We start from the raw sequence: 16,140 nt of genomic DNA, 5'->3' as shown, positions 1-16,140 counted from the left end.
CAAAAGTGATTCTTTTGCTTTTAAGGAGGAAACATGTCTGTAGGAATTTTAGCCCTCGTTGCGATCATCCCGATCGTACTGGCATTGGTACTCATGGTCGGCCTGCGCTGGCCCGCTACTAAAGCTATGCCCGTTGCATGGCTCTCTGCTGTTGCAGGCGCAATTGCCGTCTGGAACCTGCCCGCATCTTATGTTGCAGCTCTTACCGTTCACGGTTTTATCACTGCTATCGGCGTCCTGATCATTGTTTTCGGGGCCATCATCATTCTATACACTCTGCAATATTCCGGTGGTATGGAAACCATTCAGTACGGTTTTCAGGGTATCAGCCGTGACCGCCGCGTACAGGTTCTGATCATCGGTTACCTGTTTGCCGCATTCATTGAAGGTGCCGCAGGTTTTGGTACACCCGCAGCTCTGGCAGCTCCGCTGCTCTTAAGCCTCGGGTTCCCCCCTCTGTGCGCAGTTGTAATGTGTCTGGTATACAACTCTTTTCCCGTAACTTTCGGTGCTGTCGGTACTCCGGTTATTCTCGGTTTTAAATACCTGACCACTTATGTTGATCAGGCTGTTGCCGCTGCTGTTCCCGGTCTGAACTTTCACTCCATGGAAGCTTTCGACGCAGTAGTAGGTCAGTGGGCAACCGTAATGCACCTTCCCATGATTTACCTCCTGCCCATCTTCATGCTCGGCTTCATGACTCGCTACTTCGGTGAAAACAAGAGCTGGTCTGAAGGTTTCGGCGCATGGAAATTCTCTCTTTTCGCATCCACCGCGTTCACCGTTCCTTACCTTTTCACTGCATGGTTTGTCGGACCTGAGTTCCCCTCTCTGCTTGGTGGTCTCGTTGGTCTCGGCATTGCTGTACTTGGTGCTAAAAAAGGTTTCTGCGTACCTGAAAAGACTTGGGACTTCGGCGCACCCTCCACTTGGGATGCTGAATGGACCGGTTCCGTTTCCGCTGAAAACTCCGGTGAATTCAAAGCCCACATGAGCCAGCTTAAAGCATGGACTCCTTACATTCTTATCGGTCTCATCCTCGTTGTTACCCGTATCCCTGAGCTTGGCCTCAAAGGCATGCTCGCCGGTGTTGCAATTCCCTTTAAGAATATTCTCGGTTTTGAATCCGTAAACAACTCCATCAAAGTTCTGTACCTCCCCGGTACTATTCCTTTCGCTCTCGTTGCAGTACTGACCATCTTTATTCACGGTATGCCTGCTGCTAAAGCTGCTACCGCATGGAAAGAAGCTATTGCAAAAATGAAGAACCCCACTATCGCGCTGTTCTTCTCCGTAGCACTGGTCTCCATCTTCCGCGGTTCCGGTATTGCTGATGCAGCACTTAACCCCAATGGCTACATGTCCATGCCTCTGGCATTGGCTGAAGCCGTATCCGGTATCGCTGGTCAGACCTGGCCCATGTTCGCATCCTTTGTTGGTGGTCTCGGTTCCTTCATCACCGGTTCCAACACTGTATCCGACTTGCTCTTCGCTGAATTCCAGTGGGGCGTAGCTGCTAAACTTGACCTGCCCCGCCAGCTCATCGTTGCATCTCAGGGTGTTGGTGGCGCAATGGGTAACATGATTTGTATCCACAACATCGTTGCAGCATGTGCGGTTGTAGGTCTCTCCGGTATGGAAGGCCAGATCCTTAAGCGTACCGTATGGCCCTTCCTGCTCTACGGTCTCGTAGTAGGTGTTGTTGTGTCTCTCATGTCCTTCGTATTCCTCCCCGGATTGTACTAATTAAATAACGTCCCCCTCAGGACCGGAGACGGCTCCGGTCCTGAGAGTTTAATTTGTCCGGGTTTGTTTTATAAATGATTGTTTTTTAGATTCAGGAGCAAAAAAAACATGTCCAACGCTAAATTAGCAAAAGACTTTGAAAAGATTGTAGGTGCTGGAAATGTCATGCACGAAGAAGCTGACCTCCATGCATATTCTTACGATTCCGCGGTACTCGATCCCCAGGTGCCCTCACTCGTAATCAAGCCTACTACTACCGAGCAGATCGGCCCCGTTACCGCACTCTGTAATGAACATGGCCTGCCCATGACCGTTCGCGGCGCAGGAACAAACCTTTCCGGCGGTACCATTCCCCACCCCGGCGGAGTTGTTGTTCTGACCAACGGTCTCAATAAAATCCTCGAAATCAATGAGCAGGATCTCTACGCAGTAGTAGAACCCGGTGTTGTAACCGCGCAGTTCGCAGCTCAGGTTGCCGCTAAAGGACTTTTCTATCCCCCGGATCCGGGTTCCCAGGCAGTTTCCACCATCGGTGGTAACGTTGCTGAGAACGCAGGCGGACTCCGCGGACTTAAATACGGTGTTACCAAAGATTACGTCATGGGCATGGATTTCTATGATGTAAACGGTGACCTGATCAAATCCGGTTCCCGCACCGTTAAATGTGTAACCGGCTACAACCTTGCCGGTCTTATGGTTGCTTCCGAAGGTACTCTGGGTGTGTTCTCCAACATCATCCTCAAGCTCGTTCCGCCGCCGAAAGCATCCAAAGCTATGATGGCTGTGTTCCCCGATGTTCACAAAGCATCCGAAACCGTTGCTTCCATCATCGCGAACCACATTGTGCCTTGTACTCTCGAATTCCTTGATAATTCCACCATCCGTTACGTGGAAGACTTCACCAAGGCCGGACTGCCCACTGATGCTGGCGCAATTCTGCTTATCGAAGTTGACGGCCATCAGGCTGAAGTTATCGAAGATGCTGAAAAGGTTGTTAATATTTGTAAGAAATGCGGTGCCAACGAAGTTAAGATGGCAGAAACCGCTGAAGAGCGTGAAGCTCTCTGGACCGCACGTCGTAACGCTCTGCCTGCTCTTGCTCGCGCGAAACCGACTACCGTTCTTGAAGACGCCACTGTGCCTCGTTCCCAGATTCCTGCAATGATGGAAGGCCTGGAAAAGATTGCTCAGAAATACAAAATCGACATCGGAACCTTCGGTCATGCCGGTGATGGTAACCTTCACCCCACCATCCTGTGTGACAACAGAAACAAGGAAGAGTTCCACCGTGTTGAAGAAGCGGTTAATGAAATCTTTGACGTTGCCCTTTCCCTTAAAGGAACCCTGTCCGGCGAACACGGCATCGGTATGGCAAAATCCAAGTGGATGGAAAAAGAAACTTCCAAGGCTACCCTTGAGTACTCCCTGAAAATGAAGCGGGCTATTGATCCGAAAGGCATCCTGAATCCCACCAAGATCATCGGAGACGTCTAGGATGGAAGATCTTAAGCAATTAGCTCAAAATCTCATGGAGCTGGATGACCAGATGGTCGCCTGCATGAAGTGCGGTATGTGTCAGGCTGTATGTCCTGTATTCGCCGAAACCATGCAGGAAGCTGACGTGACCCGCGGCAAGATCGCTCTTCTGGAGAAACTTGCCCATGAAATGGTCAAAGACGCTGATCAGGTTAACGAAAAGCTGAACAGGTGTCTGCTTTGCGGTTCCTGTGCAGCCAGCTGTCCGTCCGGCGTTAAGATCATGGACATCTTCATGAAGGCCCGTGTTATTGTTACCTCCTACAAGGGACTTTCTCCGGCCAAGAAGATGATCTTCAAGGGACTGCTTACTCGTCCCAAGCTTTTTAACACTCTGACCGAGATGAGCGCGAAGTTTCAGGGCCCGTTTGCAAAGATTGCCGACAAAGCCTCCGGTGCAGCAAGCTGTGCCATGCTGAATCCGCTCCTTGGTGAACGTCACTTCATGCCTCTGGCCAAAAAGCCTTTCCGTAAGGATTATCCTGAACTGGATAGCCCCCGCGGTAAGAGCGGCCTCAAGGTAGCTTTCTACCCCGGCTGTGTTGTGGACAAAATGTTCCCCAATGTTGGTCATGCAGCAATCAAGATTCTGGAACACCACGGTGTTGGAATCTTCTTGCCCAAGGGGCAGGCCTGCTGCGGTATCCCCACACTGGCTTCCGGTGATGCTGATACCATGGTTACCCTCATGAAACAGAATATCAAAGCTTTCGAAGACGGAACTTTTGATTATCTGGTGACTCCCTGTGCTACCTGCACAGCCACACTTCATGAAACATGGCCTAAGATGATTGATAACGAAGATCCTGTTTTCGTAGAAAAAGTTAAGGATCTCGCAGCTAAGACCATGGACATTAACGCATTCCTCGTTGATATCGTGGGCGTTAAGGCTCCTGCGGAACCCAAGAAGGGCGGAAAAGTCGTTACCTACCACGACCCCTGTCACCTTTCTAAATCTCTTGGTGTTACCGCACAGCCCCGTGCCTTGCTGAAGAGTAACGAAAGTTACGAGTTCAAGGAAATGAACGAAGCTAACCGTTGCTGTGGCTGCGGCGGTTCCTTCAACCTTTACCACTACGACCTCTCCAAGAGTATCGGTGAGCGTAAGGCGGGTAACGTCCGCGACGCCGGTGCACAGGTTGCGGCAACAGGTTGCCCTGCATGCATGATGCAGCTCGGCGATATGCTGTCCCAGACCGGTGGTGGAGTAGAGGTAAAACACGTCCTTGAAATCTACGCCGATTCCCTGAAGTAGTATACGAAAGTAGTCCAGAATGATTTCATTCTGGACTACTTCAACAAAAACAGTTCAAATAGGGATTGGTTGGATGAATTTTCGGGTTAGTAGGACAGTTTAGTAACGTCCGGCCCAATAAAAACTTAATGAAAATGCGTGAACTCTTCAAATGCGGCTCTGAAGGTTCCAGCCGTTCACGCTCTACACAGGAGATAATCCCAGTGTCTAAAAACCTTTACATCACTGCCACCGAAGAGAAGAGCGGTAAATCTGCCATTGCTCTGGGCGTGATGCAACTGTTGCTAAGAGACCTGCAGCACGTAGCCATCTTCCGACCCATCATTAATGATAACCAGACCGGTGCCCGTGATCACGATATCAATCTGATCATGGAACATTTCAAACTGGATATCAGTTATGAGGATACTTATGCCTACACCTTGAAGGAAGCAAGGGAACTCATCAACAGCGGCAAACACTCTTTGCTGCTGGAGAATATTCTCAACAAGTACAGCCAGCTTGAAGAGAAGTATGACTTCGTGCTTTGTGAAGGAACCGACTTTCAGGGTAAAGACCAGAACTTCGAGTTCGACATCAATGCGGAAATCGCCGCCAACCTCAGCTGCCCCGTTCTTCTTGTTGCAAATGGAAGAGGGAAGACCGCTGACGACATTATCGCTTCTACTCAGCTCGTTATCGATGCTCTCGAAGACAAAGGCGTAGACACCGTCGCCGCAATCATCAACAGGCTCACCGCAACTGATGATGAGAAAAATGAGATTCTGTCCAGCATCAAATGCAAGACCAGATGTTCGCAGGAACTCCTCGTTTACGGTATTGATGAAAACGAAAGTCTGGGTAACCCCAGCATGAACGACGTCCGCAAATGGTTGGACGGTGCTGTTCTTTACGGTCATGGAAGGCTTGATACTCTTGTTGATGACTACGTCATCGCTGCTATGCGTATCGGCAACTTCCTTGAGTACATTGAAGACGGCAGTCTGATCATCACTCCCGGTGACCGCTCTGATATTATTTTGAGCTCACTGGCCTCCCGTCTTTCAAGCTCTTTCCCGGATATCTCCGGTATCCTGCTTACCGGCGGACTTCAGCCCAGTGCAAGTGTACACCGTTTGATCGAAGGTTGGACCGGTGTTCCCACTCCCATCCTTTCCGTCTCTACCAATACCTACCGTACCACTCAGCTGCTGAGTGAATTGTACGGAAGAATTGATCCTGACGATCAGCGCAAGACAGCCTCCGCTCTGGGTACTTTTGAAGCCAGCGTGAAGACAGATGAGCTGAGACACCGTTTGATCACCAGCAAGTCCAGCAAAGTTACTCCCAAGATGTTCGAGTACAAGCTGGTTCAGAAAGCCAAAGCCAACAAGCAGACTATCGTCCTTCCTGAAGGAACTGGCGAAAGGGTTCTGCGTGCAGCTGATATGCTTACCCGTCGTGGTGTTGCCGATATCGTCCTGCTCGGTAAGGCTGATGAAATCGCTGGAAAGATTTCCCAGCTCGGCCTTGAAATGAACGATGTGCGTATCCTCGACCCCGAGTCCGCGCCTCAGTTCGATGATTATTGCGAAACCTACTACAAGCTTCGCGAGCACAAGGGCATCCGTATGTCTGACGCCCGTGACCGCATGCTGGACCCCACTTACTTTGCATCCATGATGGTTCAGAAGGGCGACGCAGACGGTATGGTTTCAGGTTCTGTTACCACAACCGCACAGACCATCCGTCCCGCTTTTGAGTTCATTAAGACCAAGCCCGGTGCGTCCATTGTATCCAGTGTCTTCCTGATGTGCCTGAAAGATAGGGTTCTTGTTTTCGGCGATTGCGCAGTTAACCCGAATCCCAATGCGGAACAGTTGGCCGAGATCGCACTGAACTCTGCCGAAACTGCTAAGATCTTCGGTGTTGAGCCTCGCGTGGCCCTCATGTCTTACTCCACCGGTCAGTCCGGTAAGGGTGCTGATGTTGAGAAAGTCAAGGAAGCGGTCAAAATTGCCAAGGAACGCAATCCTGAATTGAAGCTCGAAGGGCCTATTCAGTATGATGCCGCCATCGATCCTTCTGTCGCGAAAACTAAACTTCCCGACAGTGAAGTGGCCGGTCAGGCAACCGTATTTATTTTCCCCGATCTTAACACTGGCAATAATACCTATAAAGCTGTACAACGCTCCGCCGAACAGTCAGTCGCAATCGGCCCTGTACTTCAGGGACTCAACAAGCCTGTGAACGACCTTTCCAGAGGCTGCACTGTTCCGGATATTGTTAACACCGTCGCAATCACAGCAATTCAGGCAGCAGCCGAAAAAGGACTTATTTAAAATGAAAATCTTAGTTATCAACGCTGGTAGCTCTTCTATCAAATACCAGCTCTTAGACATGTCTTCCGGTGACGATCTCGCTTCCGGTATCGTAGAACGTATCGGCGAAGAAATGGGTAGCATCAGCTACAAGACTTCTGAAAAGTACACTGCCGAACAGCCTTTCCCCACCCATAGGGAAGGTATGGTTGAAGTTATCAACCTGCTTACCGATGCAGACAAGGGCGTTGTAAAAGACAAGGCTGAAATCGCAGCTATCGGTCACCGTATTGTTCACGGTGGTGAGCTTTTCTTCGAGCCTGTTGAAGTTGACGAAAAAGTTTTGCAGGGCATCCGCGATTGCATCCCTCTCGCCCCCCTGCACAACCCCGGTCATGTTATCGGTATTGAAACCGCTATGGAACTGTTCCCCGGTGTAAAACAGGTTGTTGTCTTCGACACCTCTTTTCACCAGACCATGGAGCCCAAGGCTTACATGTACGGCGTTCCTTACGAGTACTATGAAAAATGGGGCCTTAGAAAATACGGTATGCACGGCACTTCCCACAAGTTTGTTGCCCGCGAAACCGCAAAGCTTCTGGGCAAGCCTCTTGAAGAGTCCAACATCATTACTGTTCACCTCGGAAACGGAGCTTCCATTTCCGCAGTTAAGAACGGCAAATGCTACGACACTTCCATGGGCCTGACTCCTCTCGGCGGTATCATCATGGGTACCCGTTGCGGTGATGTTGATCCTGCAATCGTGGGTTTCATTGCTGAAAGAACCGGCCAGAGTGCTGCTGAAGTAGTTTCTACTCTCACCAATGAGAGCGGCCTGAAGGGTATCTGCGGTTCCAACGATCTGCGTGATATTCATGCCCGCATTGAAAAAGGTGATGAAAAAGCAGAACTCGCTCTGGAAATGGCTTGCCACCGCGTACGTCAGTTCATCGGTGCTTACGCATTTGAACTCGGCCGTGTAGATGCAATCGTATTCACCGCAGGTATCGGTGAAAACGACGAAATTTACCGTGCAAATTGCCTCTCTGGCCTCGAAAACTTTGGCATCACCATCAACAAAGATAAAAACGAGAACTGGGATAGAACTCCCTCTTTCATCAGTGATGATGACGGTGCCGTTAAGGTAGCGATTATCGCCACTAACGAAGAACTCGAAATTGCTAACGATACTGTAGCAGTTCTCGGACTGTAAGAGTATATATTGAAAAAAAACCGGGGTGAAGTGTGGAAGACTTCACCCCGGTAGAAGAATGGACAGGCCTCCTTACTAGAAGGACTGCCTGAAGGAAACGGTCCGTAACAGCCTTGAAGGAAGGGGCTGTGCCGCCAGTCTTGTGGAAGGGATACGGCGGAATTTACGGAAATATTAACGGACAGTGTTTTAATAACATCGTCCATCGTATTTGGGGGAAAAATGACAGCTAAAGCTGAAAGTGTAAAGCTTTTTACCGATAAAGCTGAGCTTGTATCCGCTGTAGTAACAGAGATTTCTTCTCTGGATGAAGCGTACAAGTACACAATGGATCTTTGCGGAAAAAAAGAAGCCTGTAAAATGCTTATTTCCGGTTGTGAACAGAACCTCTCCAACACTGCTGAGCAGCTCTGTGCAACCAAGACCGGCAAAACCATTGTAGCTCCTGCTCTGGCCAAGAAAGAGGCCGCCGCGCTGGAAAAACAATGTGAAGAAAACGGTTTTACTCTGATTAAAGACAGCGTCCGCAACCATCTCGGCGGTATTGATATCGCGTTTACCCGTGTTGACCACGGTATTGCCGAGACCGGTACTGTCGTTCTCAACTGTCCCAATGAAGAATTGAGACTGGCCACCATGATCAGTGAAGTACACGTAGCAGTTCTGCCCAAGTCCAAACTTGTGGATAACTCTTACGATCTCGAATCATGGATGGAAGGCAACATGATGAAAGGCGACTACACCGCATTCATCACCGGTGCCAGCCGTACTGCCGATATTGAGCGCGTTCTCGCCATCGGCGTACACGGTCCCCTTGAACTTCATATTCTTCTTCTGGAGGGCTAATCATGCAGGACGCTAAAAATCTTAAAGAATATAGAAAAGAGATCAGGGAATCCCTTGATAATGATTTCTTGAGAACTGCAATGGACAATTTTGCTGTTGCCTACCGCGGCAGCCGTGCAAATGCGTTCAAAGATATGGATGAAAAAGCTCTGATCCGCGAAATCGCTGATGCCAAAGACGCTGCCGCATCCAGACTGGACGAACTTTTTGCCCAGTTCAAGGAAGAAGCTGAAAAGCGCGGTGCAGTTGTTCACCTTGCCAAAGATGCTAAAGAAGCCAATGAAATCATCGGCCGCATCGCAATGGATGAAAACTGTAAGACCATCGTTAAATCCAAGTCTATGACTGCGGAAGAGACCCTGCTTAACCACCACCTCGAAGATGATCTGAACCTCAAAGTGGTTGAAACTGACCTCGGTGAGTGGATCATCCAGATGCGTAAAGAAGGTCCTTCTCACATGGTTATGCCTGCTATCCACCTTTCCCGTCATCAGGTCAGTGACCTTTTCTCTGACGTGACCGGCCAGAAGCAGGGTGACGATGTTCAGGCACTTGTTAAGGTTGCCCGCCGCGAACTTCGCCAGGAATTTGTTGATGCCGATATGGGTATCTCCGGCGGTAACTTTGCTATCGCTGAAACCGGTTCCATCGGTCTTGTTACCAACGAAGGTAACGCCCGACTGGTTACCACTCTGCCCAGAGTTCATGTGGCTCTCATGGGGCTCGATAAACTGACCCCTAAGCTTCATGATGCTCTGCGCGTTCTGAAAGCACTGCCCCGTAATGCTACCGGGCAGGCGATCACCTCTTATGTTACCTGGATCACCGGGTCCAACGAGTGTGCCGCGGCTGAGGATGACAGGAAGAAAGTGCACTTCGTGTTTTTGGACAATGGAAGACGCGCTCTCGCAAAGGACCCGGTGTTCTCTCAGGTTCACCGCTGCGTACGCTGTGGCGCATGCGCCAACGTTTGTCCTGTCTACCGTATGGTCGGCGGCCATAAAATGGGCCATATCTATATCGGGGCTATCGGCCTCATCCTTACTTACTTCTACCACGGTACTGAAAAGGCTAAGAACCTTGTTCAAAACTGCATTAACTGTGGAGCATGTAAGGAAATCTGTGCAGGTGGAATTGACCTGCCCGGTCTGATCAAAGACATTCAGGCCCGCATTCTGGAAGAAGAAGGACATCCCATGTACTCCTCCTTCCTTGCGAAAATGATGAAGAACCGCAAACTCTTTCACAAGTTCCTGCGCATCGCCAAGACTGCCCAGAAGCCTATGAAGGGTAAAGACGGCTTCATGCGTCATCTGCCCATGATCTTCATGCCTGATCATGACTTCAGGGCACTGCCTACTGTTGCTGAGGTTCCCTTCCGCGACATGTGGGCTAAGGTTCAGCCTGCAAAGGTTGCTGCTCCCAAGCACAAGGTTGCGCTCTTCTCCGGTTGTGTACAGGATTTCGTATACCCCGAACAGTCCGTTGCTACCGTGGAAAGCATGCGCAATAAGGATGTGAATCTTGAATTCCCTATGGATCAGTCCTGCTGCGGTCTTCCGCTACAGATGATGGGTGAAGTCACAGCCGCAAGAGACGTTGCCATCCAGAACATGGAAGCTTTTGAAGACACTGACTGCGATTACATTCTGACCATGTGTGCTTCCTGTGCATCCCACCTGAAGCATAACTACATGAAGATGCTCGGCAAAGATCCTCAGTACGCAACTCGCGTGCAGGAATTTGCTGATAAGGTAATCGACTACAGTTCTTTCATGAACGATGTGCTTGGTGTTGAAAAAGAAGACTTTCTTGATTCCGCAGGTGATGCTGTCACCTACCATGCTCCCTGCCACCTTTGCCGTGGACTGGATGTTAAAGCCGCTCCTCGCGAACTGATGGCTAAAGCCGGGTTGGATTACAAGGAAAGTGCTGAAGAAGAAGTATGCTGCGGTTTCGGTGGAACTTACTCTGTGAAGTTCCCCAAAATCTCCGAGCAGCTGCTTGCTAAGAAAGTTAATAATGCGAAGGAAAGCGGTGCTAAAGTGCTGCTGACCGACTGCCCCGGTTGCGTAATGCAGATCCGAGGTGGTGCCAAGAAGCAGGGTGCGGATCTCGAAGTTAAGCACATTGCTGAATACATGGCTGAACGCAGAAAATAAAATACGATACACGCTCACTGTCCGCGGCTATGTTTGCCGGTCGCGGACAGTGGTTTAAGCTGCGGCATGTAATAATGCCTCCAAACTCGGTACCTTCACCTCGCAACTGAAAAAACCGGTTACAGGCCGCGCACTTAAGGCTTTTCCATTCGCTCGCCCGATGGAAAAGCCTTTTTTGCGTATATTAGAATGTTTTTGGGTTAGGGGTAATTGCTCATTTATGGCTATCTTTGGGTCAACTTTTATTGTTTAAATGTCGATAGATGTGTATGTTTAAAGCTAAGATTTAAACATGTTTGTTGCGGTTTTGGGGCATAACAGTCTGATCTTTTTATTTTTATGGTGAATTTAGGGAGAGTCCTATGTTGAAAAATCTGTCTATTGGTGGGCGGTTTGTCCTTCTTCTAGCCTCCGTGCTTATTTTTTTGATGATTTGTGGGGCAATGTTTATCGCGGAGATTCGCGAAGTTGAGCATATTGGTCTCAGCGAGATTGAAAACGTCATGCTTCAGGGCCAAAAGGACAAAGTCGAAGTTGCGACTCGCGCTGCGGCTGAGTCTATGGGGTCACAGCTTAGAAGTGTAGATGGTAATGATGCCAAGATTGAATTCATCCGTAAATCCATTGATAGTTTCAGGTTTGAAAATGATAAATCTGGATATTTCTTTGTTTACAAAGGTACAGTAGTTGTTGCCTTGCCGCCTAAAAAAGCTTTGCAGGGTAAAGATCTCAGCGGAGCCAAGGATAAGAACGGTGTGTATTTTGTTAAAGACCTTGATAGACAGGCTCGTAATGGCGGCGGTTTTGTAGAGTATGTTTTTGATAAGCCCGGAAAGGGACTTCAGCCCAAGCTTGGGTATGCAGCGATGATTCCCGGCACGGACATGTGGATAGGTACCGGGGTTTACATTGATAATATCGAAGCGGAAAAAACTCGTGTCGGAACTATTATTGACGACGCAGTTAACAGTGGTACTACTAAGATTATTTTGATCATGCTTGGATTGCTTCTTTTCGCTCTTGCTCCGCTTTGTCTCACTATAGTCCGCTCTATTGTTAATCCTATCAAAGCTGCAACTGAGGCTGCTGTGAATGTTTCTGAAGGCGACTTGACCATTACCCTCAATCCCACCGGTAGGAGTGAAATCTCTACCTTGCAGCAGGCCATCAACACTATGACCACTACTCTTGATGATAACCTTACGGACATCAAGCGTAAGGAAGCTGAGTCTGCCGAGCAGGCCCGCGTGGCCCAAAAAATGGCTGCTGAGGCTGACGAAGCCCGCAAAGAGGCGGAAGGCGCAAAGCGTGAAGGTATGCTGACCGCTGCAAATAAGCTTGAGACCGTACTTAACAACATCGTTAAAATCTCCCGCGATGTTGAAAAGTCTACCAATGAAATTATGAACGGCAGTGACTTTCAGAAGCAGCGTATTGCTGAAACCGCAACTGCCATGGAAGAGATGAACGCTACTGTTCTAGAGGTTGCCCGCAACGCCACCGAGACCAACGAAGATACCGAACAGACCAGAGATAAAGCGACTGAAGGACAAAGTGTTGTTCAGGGGACCATCGAATCCATGGTCAGCATTCAGGACCAGACTAATGAGCTGGAAAGGCTTATGGATCAACTCAACACTCAGTCCATTGAGATCGGTACCGTCATGGGTGTAATTAATGATATTGCAGATCAGACCAACCTGCTGGCCCTGAACGCTGCCATTGAGGCCGCCCGAGCTGGTGATGCTGGTAGAGGATTTGCTGTTGTTGCAGATGAAGTGCGTAAGCTGGCTGAAAAGACCATCGGTGCTACTGATGAAGTTGATAAGTCTATTACTTCCATTCAGGGACTTGCTAAACAGAATATTGAAGGCATGCGCACTGCTGTGGAAGCTATCGGCGGGGCAACAGACCATTCTCGTTCTTCCGGTGAAGTGTTGACTGAGATTGTGAGTCTTGCTTCGAATGCAGCAGGGCAGGTACAGTCCATTGCAACTGCTGCCGAAGAGCAGTCCGCAACCTCTGATGAAATCAACCGCAGCATTGCGGAGATTGATTCCATGACTGAAGATAACGCCCGCAACAGTATGCTTGCAGCCGAAGCCGCCACGGATCTTTCCCGTGAGGTGGATGCGCTGGTAGCGCTTGTTGAAGAACTTAGAAGTTAAGTTTATTTAGGCTTGAATAGCCTGTAAAAATAGGCTCTAATGCAGCTTCGAATTGATAAATCCATTGTCCTGTTCTTCATATGCACTTAAGGAACGGAGGAAAAATGATTAAACATATTGTAATGTGGAATTTGAAAGAGGAAGCTGCCGGAGGAACCGCTGCTGAAAACGGGGTTAAAATCAAAGAAATGATTGAGGCTCTTAACGGCAAGATTGATGAACTCAAGCATGTTGAAGTCGGTGTGGATATTTTTGAAGCCACACAGAATTGGAATATTGTACTTTACTCTGAGTTCGACAGCAAAGAAGACCTTCAGGCTTATGCTGTTCATCCTCTGCATCAGGAGTGCGTTGCATTCATCAAGGAAGTTGTAACTTCTCGTGATGCAATTGATTACGTGATCTAGAAAAAGCGACATAAGTTTTAAAAGGCCGGAGGCAAAATGCCTTCGGCCTTTTTTGTTGCTGGCATTTCGGTTGTTAATGCTTATATTTAGTAAAGGAGATATTTTTTAAAGAGATAAAAATACAATGGTGAATGTTTTGCTGTATGATTTTTTATCTTGAATGTTTTTAAAAACTTTGAATTTCTCCACTAAAGGTGTATATTTTTATTAAGACTGGGATTTTGTCCATGACACTGTGTAAGGAACTTCTTCTCTAAATCCGCAAATACAGGGGGGGCTATGTTGAAGAATTTATCAATAGGCGCAAGGTTTTTCTTGCTGTTGGCTTTGATGGTGCTTTTCCTGATTGTAACAGGAGTTTTTTTTCTTGGAGCCATTCGGGATGTTACGGCTTTTGGTGTAGGTAACACCGAAGTCATTATGCTTCAGGATCAGAAGGATAAGATCAAGGTTGCAACCCGAAGTTTAGCCTTGTCCCTTGGCGAGGAGATCAAGCATTTTACCGATAATGAGGAACGGCTTCAGTTCATCCGTGAAGCTCTTGATCCCGTCCGCTTCGAGAAGGATAATTCCGGTTATTTCTTTGTCTACAAGGGCACCGTTAATATGGTCATGCCGCCTAAGAAGTCCTTACAGGGTAAGGATCTTAGTGGACTAAAGGATAAGAACGGATTGTATGTAATTAAGGAAATTAGCAAGGTTGCCCGTTCCGGAGGCGGTTTTGTAAAGTATTTCTTTGAAAAGCCTGGTTCCGGGGTACAGCCTAAGATTAGCTATGCCATGATGATTCCCGGCACGGATATGTGGATTGGTACCGGGGTTTACATTGATAATATTGATGTAGAGACCGGTAGGATGGGCGATGCCATGAAGGAGAGTGCCGATGGCTATACCATGAAGATTGTTTTCGGTGCCGGTGCCGTTTTGTTGTTGATTGTTCTTCCGCTTTCCATTTATCTGATCCGTTCTATAGTGACTCCGCTTACGGAATCTACAGCCGCAGCGACTCAAGTAGCTGAAGGAAACCTTGATGTTTCCCTTAATCCTGAAGGGCGTAATGAAATCGCCACCTTGCAGCGATCTTTGAATACGATGGTCGAAACGCTGTCGTCCAATCTTGAAAGTATAAAGGTTAAGGAGGCTGAAGCACAAGAACAGGCCCGTATTGCTGATCAGGCAGCATCTGAAGCACGTGCAGCACAGAGTATGGCTGAAGGTGCAAAGAAGGAAGGTATGCTTGCTGCGGCAAACAGGTTGCAGGAAGTAATTGATCGTGTATCCACCATTAGTGATGAGGTTTCCAGCAGTGCTGAGGAAATCCAGCGCGGAAGTGAATTCCAGAAGCAGCGTGTAACTGAAACCGCAACTGCCATGGAAGAGATGAATGTGACCGTCCTTGAGGTTGCAAAGAACGCTACTGAGACCAATGAGAGTTCCGCACAGTCTATGGAAAAGGCCAGTGAAGGAGCCAAGGTTGTTCAGAGTGTGATTGATGCCATGGGTAATATTCAGGAACGTACTTCCAAGTTGAAGGAGTCCATGGAACATCTGGATACTCAGGCCGTTGAGATTGGTAATGTACTGGGAGTGATTAACGATATTGCTGACCAGACCAATCTGCTGGCCCTGAATGCCGCCATTGAAGCTGCCCGGGCTGGGGATGCCGGTAGGGGCTTCGCTGTTGTCGCCGATGAGGTGCGTAAGCTTGCTGAAAAGACTATCGGTGCAACTGAGGAAGTTGAAAATAGTATCAATTCCATCCAGAAGTTGGCTCGTGAAAATGTTAAGGGTATGGATTCCACAGTAGATGCTGTGGAAAGTGCCACGGAGCTTTCACGGTCTTCCGGTGAGATGCTGGCTGAAATTGTTGAACTGGCTGAAAGTTCCGCCGATCAGGTGCGTTCAATCGCAACCGCGGCTGAAGAACAGTCTGCCACCTCGGATGAGATTAACCGTAGCGTTGGTGAAATTGATTCCATGACTGAAGAAAATGCTCAAAATAGCCAGGCAGCTGCGGAAGGAACCCGGGCACTTACCGCTGAAGTTCAAGAACTTCTTAATCTGGTTGAAGAATTACGCAGTGAAGAGTAATGTCAAAGAAGAGGGCAGGACTTCCTGTCCTCTTATCTTCAATTGACGGAGGCCTTCATGGGGTCAGAACTTGTTGAGATCGTTAAAGAACACCTGCTTGAAGAAGGCGGTATGTCCACTGATGAGCTGATTGTTTTTTTGAAAGAAACATCAGTTCAGTTGAAAGTGAGTCTGGACGCTCTTGATGAGGGGATTGATGAAGGTCAGTTTGAGACTGTGGTTTCCAGTGCCCGAATGTTAAAGGGAAGTTTGATCAATCTCGGTCTTGAAGAGATGAGCCAGATTGCGGGGAATTTAGAAGCTGCTGCCGTCAACACTTCTCCTCTTTATTTGAGTTGTTATCATATGCGATTACGCAAGGGGCTTACCTCCCTACTTGATTATGCGGATAAAAATTAAAAAGATCCCGGGACAGA

General features: G+C 48.5%; 11 protein-coding genes. All 11 read left to right on the top strand.

The window, feature by feature from the left end; genetic code table 11:
- Positions 1 to 33: 33 nt before the first annotated feature.
- Complete coding sequence (locus D0S45_13585; protein ID TIH14088.1) at positions 34 to 1,746, top strand: L-lactate permease; 1,713 nt, start codon at positions 34 to 36, stop codon at positions 1,744 to 1,746.
- Positions 1,747 to 1,854: 108 nt separating this feature from the next.
- Positions 1,855 to 3,240, top strand: a complete 1,386-nt coding sequence (locus D0S45_13580; GenBank protein TIH14087.1) for an FAD-binding protein — start codon at positions 1,855 to 1,857, stop codon at positions 3,238 to 3,240.
- A gap of 1 nt (position 3,241) precedes the next feature.
- The gene (locus D0S45_13575; GenBank protein ID TIH14086.1) at positions 3,242 to 4,537 is read left to right on the top strand and encodes a (Fe-S)-binding protein; all 1,296 of its coding nucleotides are present in this window, start codon (positions 3,242 to 3,244) and stop codon (positions 4,535 to 4,537) included.
- Positions 4,538 to 4,740: 203 nt separating this feature from the next.
- Positions 4,741 to 6,858, top strand: a complete 2,118-nt coding sequence (locus D0S45_13570) for a phosphate acetyltransferase (protein ID TIH14139.1) — start codon at positions 4,741 to 4,743, stop codon at positions 6,856 to 6,858.
- Between the two features lies 1 nt (position 6,859).
- The gene (locus D0S45_13565; GenBank protein TIH14085.1) at positions 6,860 to 8,050 is read left to right on the top strand and encodes an acetate kinase; all 1,191 of its coding nucleotides are present in this window, start codon (positions 6,860 to 6,862) and stop codon (positions 8,048 to 8,050) included.
- A 222-nt stretch (positions 8,051 to 8,272) separates the two neighbouring features.
- On the top strand, positions 8,273 to 8,896 hold the full coding sequence (locus tag D0S45_13560; protein TIH14084.1) for a lactate utilization protein: 624 nt from the start codon (positions 8,273 to 8,275) through the stop codon (positions 8,894 to 8,896).
- 2 nt (positions 8,897 to 8,898) lie between these two features.
- Complete coding sequence (locus D0S45_13555) at positions 8,899 to 11,058, top strand: 4Fe-4S dicluster domain-containing protein (GenBank protein ID TIH14083.1); 2,160 nt, start codon at positions 8,899 to 8,901, stop codon at positions 11,056 to 11,058.
- Positions 11,059 to 11,420: 362 nt separating this feature from the next.
- Complete coding sequence (locus tag D0S45_13550; GenBank protein TIH14082.1) at positions 11,421 to 13,226, top strand: methyl-accepting chemotaxis protein; 1,806 nt, start codon at positions 11,421 to 11,423, stop codon at positions 13,224 to 13,226.
- Between the two features lie 104 nt (positions 13,227 to 13,330).
- On the top strand, positions 13,331 to 13,633 hold the full coding sequence (locus D0S45_13545) for a Dabb family protein (protein ID TIH14081.1): 303 nt from the start codon (positions 13,331 to 13,333) through the stop codon (positions 13,631 to 13,633).
- A 279-nt stretch (positions 13,634 to 13,912) separates the two neighbouring features.
- Positions 13,913 to 15,724 (top strand): HAMP domain-containing protein, encoded by a 1,812-nt coding sequence (locus D0S45_13540; protein TIH14080.1) that lies wholly within the window; start codon positions 13,913 to 13,915, stop codon positions 15,722 to 15,724.
- A gap of 57 nt (positions 15,725 to 15,781) precedes the next feature.
- Positions 15,782 to 16,123, top strand: coding sequence for a phosphotransferase (locus D0S45_13535; GenBank protein ID TIH14079.1), 342 nt, complete (start codon positions 15,782 to 15,784; stop codon positions 16,121 to 16,123).
- The last annotated feature ends 17 nt before the right edge of the window (positions 16,124 to 16,140 follow it).

It is taken from the genome of Marinifilum sp. JC120 (genome assembly GCA_004923195.1).
Lineage (GTDB): Bacteria > Desulfobacterota > Desulfovibrionia > Desulfovibrionales > Desulfovibrionaceae > Maridesulfovibrio.
The sequence above is the reverse complement of the archived record's forward strand: the minus strand, read 5'-3'. Positions and strand labels throughout refer to the sequence as shown.